Consider the following 2,823-nt stretch of genomic DNA (forward strand, 5'->3'; position numbering starts at 1 on the left):
GATGATTTGTTAAACACATCATCATAACAAAATGAATAGGTAAGGCTGTTAAGACTGATGTCGGGTTGATGCCAGAACTTACAATACCAGTTATACGGCGACGATACATAGTATTTCGAATCGGTGCCAAGATCCTGTGTGGCGCCATTGCCCAGTGTAAGATCAATGGCATGGCGGTTGATCGCTGCGCAAATTTGCGCCTGAACCACTTTATCCCATTGCCCACCGCTGGCCATTACACCGCTGCCTTCCATAACTTCTGTATTGGTTGGTTTATTTGAAATAACCCCAACCGCCCCGTCGGATGTACGGGTGAAGCTAAACGTGTTTCCTGATACGCGACCGCTCCAGGTGCCAGCATCACCGGCATTAAAGATCAGGTTCTCATTGGCATATTTTGACCAAATGGCATCGATGTATGAGCCAAAGTAGTTGGCCTGTGCGCCGCCGCTTTGGAAGGCACTTGTTTTAGATGGGAATTTAATGATACCATTGGTGGCATCATAACAACCGGCGAAGGTGGCAGGCGCCTGTGATTGCCATTGCGACAATATTTGCGCATGTGTTTTTAGTTCACCCACTTTTTTATAGAAATTATTATTGCCCCATACTTCAAGCCCCATCGGGTATTGGTACGAGTCAACCCGGGTGGTGTTGGCCCATAAACCATTGGCAGCATTGGTAAGCTCGATCGTTTCAAATCTGATACCCTGGTTGGGGTCGGTGGGGTTGGCCAGGTTGGGCGCTGCATAGCCGCTGGGCGCACCGGAAGCGCCGAAGAAATACAGGAATAACTGTGAATTAAAAGAGATCAATATCCGGCAGCCGGCGATGCCGGGGATATTGATGGTTTTATTAGGTATTTCGCTCAATTTGGCAAAACAGTTGGCATAACGGCCGTTGTTTCCCGGACCCTGGTTACCGCCGATCACGGGGCCGGCTACTGTATTGTCGGATACATTCATCAGTCGTACGGCGCCTGTTTTGGTATCGAGCCATACATGATTGTCGTTAATTATACCAACAACAGCAACATACACATTGGCGTCAGCAAATGCACTATTGTTGTACAGGGTAAATGGCACAGTGGACTGACTCCAGGTGTGGTTCACAAACAAAAAGGATAGTAGCAGTAGTACCATCCGGCGGCTTTTGGTACCAGCACGCAAGGTAAAAGGACAGGTAATAGTTTTCATGAAGATAAAATGGTTTGTTAACGGATATTTAGTGCAATTTACCTTTATTAATTCCTTCAAATTTTCTTGTGGAAAAGTAAGATTGGCTGATTGCTAACGCAGGCGTACATATGGCATTGAATATATAGGTAACGGTAATATGTATTGCTAAACCTGTTTTGCGGACGAAAATAAAAATTCATGCTTTTGGTCATCACACTTCGGGATGCATAACCTGTAGTATTGCAAATCGAAATTGTCCATGCGAATGGCTTTTCTATCCATGGTCCGGCCTTCGAAAGGCAGGTAATTTTGTGCTATCAAAATGATTATTTATGGAAAGAACAATTCAAATTCCCACCCCGCCCTGGGATATGGAAAAGGCCGCAGAACGGCTGAAATTTGAAGAAGAAGCCTGGAATACCCGTGATCCGGAGCGGATCTCCGAAGGGTACGCCGACAATATCGAAATGCGCGACGGGATTGCATTTATCAATGGCAAGAGCGAACTGAAAAGCTTCCTGGTAAAGAAGGTCGCTGAACACACCCATTTTCGGTTAAAGCTGGCTCTTTGGGGAGCCCTGAAAGCCCGCATGGCCGTCAGGTTCGAAGCGGAATGGAAAGACCAGTTTGGGCAATGGGTACATGCTTATGGAGTACAGGTGCTGCAGTTCAATGAAAACGGACAGATCGAGCAGCGATTCGCCAGCCAGGAGATTGTTACGGTCTTAACCAACGAGCGAAAGCTGAGTTAGTGAATTCAGACAGAAGCGGCTCGAGACGCTTTTGTTTTTACCTTTGACTGGTCATGGAGAATGCCACATCATATGCAGTAAAGCTTATAGATCAGCGAACCGGAGATGCTGCTTTACACCTATCAACATTCGGGCAGGTCGGTGATTTTGCTTCTGCCACACAATATCCCTGCTTCTCCATGCTGCTTGTCCTTCGGGGTGCAGGCTTCGCTATAAGAGATGGCGCTGAATATGAATTTAACGAGCCGGCCTTGCTTACTTTTTCCTTATATCAATCACTGAAGATAGTATCCGGGGGCGAATTCAAAGGAATTCTGATTCAGTTCACGCCTTCCTTTTTCTGTCTCTTCAAACATCGGCAGGAGGTGTCCTGCAATGGCGTACTTTTTAATAACCTATACGATACGCCACTGGTAAGGCTAACACCCACAGAAGCTGAGGCACAGGTGATGCTCACGAATCAGATGAGATATGAAATAAAAGGTCATAATGAACCGGATCAGGATGCATTGATCTCTTATCTCAAAATATTTTTGATTAATGCGTCCCGGATCAAGCTCAATCAGCAAAAGGAAGCTGTGGCATCCCATCCGGCTGCGCCGCTGGCTATTGCTCTGAAGGAGCAGATTGAAGTACATTTCAGAAAAATCCACCATGCTTCTGGCTATGCCGGGCTTCTCCATTCAACGATACCCACCTTAAACCGGTTAAGCAAGCTCCATTTCAAGAAAACCCTTACCAATCTGATTGCCGACCGGTTGATCATCGAAGCTAGGCGGGAACTTTATCTTACAACCAAACCAATTAAGGAAATTGCCTTCGAACTGGGATACGATGACGAATTTTACTTCAGCCGGTTCTTCCGAAAGCAGACCGGGGTTTCGCCGCAGACC

The 2,823-nt window shown here is 46.5% G+C and carries 3 protein-coding genes; 2 read left to right on the forward strand and 1 reads right to left on the reverse strand.

The features are described 5' to 3' along the window. On the reverse strand, positions 1–1,196 hold a 1,196-nt coding region (locus tag ACJ751_RS15325; protein ID WP_407746376.1), incomplete at its 3' end, for a glycoside hydrolase family 64 protein. Positions 1,197–1,510: 314 nt separating this feature from the next. Between ACJ751_RS15325 and ACJ751_RS15330 the strand changes: the two genes are divergently transcribed. Continuing rightward, positions 1,511–1,930, forward strand: a complete 420-nt coding sequence (locus ACJ751_RS15330; RefSeq protein ID WP_407746377.1) for a DUF1348 family protein — start codon at positions 1,511–1,513, stop codon at positions 1,928–1,930. 53 nt (positions 1,931–1,983) lie between these two features. Further along, positions 1,984–2,823: helix-turn-helix domain-containing protein (locus tag ACJ751_RS15335; protein WP_407746378.1), on the forward strand; the 840-nt coding region annotated here is incomplete at its 3' end.

Origin of the sequence: Niastella sp. (assembly GCF_045805085.1) — a bacterium.
In the GTDB taxonomy this organism is placed as follows: Bacteria; Bacteroidota; Bacteroidia; order Chitinophagales; family Chitinophagaceae; genus Niastella.